Annotated in this window: 1 protein-coding gene; it reads left to right on the top strand. The window is 66.2% G+C overall.

From position 1 onward, the window contains the following. The coding region (locus tag IMZ11_RS43610; RefSeq protein ID WP_228649578.1) for an oxygenase MpaB family protein at nucleotides 1–533 on the top strand (533 nt) is incomplete at both ends.

Below are 533 nucleotides of genomic sequence, written 5' to 3'. Positions count from 1 at the left end.
GTGCAGAAGATGTTGGAGGCGACCTCGCGCGACACGGTGCGCTCGACCGGGCGGACCGGTAAGCCGGCCCGCCAGCTCAAATCGGAGTGGACCGATGCCTGGCAACCGAATCCCGGTGGCCACCAGACCCTTCCGCTACCGCTGCAGAACATGCTGGCCGAGCTCGGCCAGGGCGTACTCGATCATTCGACGTTCTTCTCCGACACCGCGGAGCGGCTCAAACGCACCATCCCCCCGATCTTCCGCACCGTGTACGGCACCGAGGAGGACAACGCCGGCACCCAGGTGCGCGACTTCCACCACCACGTAAAGGGCGACATGCCGGGCCCCGACGGCGAGCCGGTGGGGCGCTATCACGCGCTGGATCCCGACACCTACTTCTGGGCCCACGCGACCTTCGTCGAGCAGGTCCTCTACTTCGCCGACACCTTCGTCAAGCGCCTCAGTGACGCCGAGAAGGAACAGATCTACCTGGAGTCCAAGACGTGGTACCGCCGTTACGGCGTCAGCGACCGCCCGATGCCGGCCACCTA

Origin of the sequence: Microtetraspora sp. AC03309 (genome assembly GCF_020826795.1) — a bacterium.
Classification (GTDB): Bacteria; Actinomycetota; Actinomycetes; order Streptosporangiales; family Streptosporangiaceae; genus Microtetraspora; species Microtetraspora glauca.
This window is presented reverse-complemented; position numbering and strand designations above follow the sequence as displayed.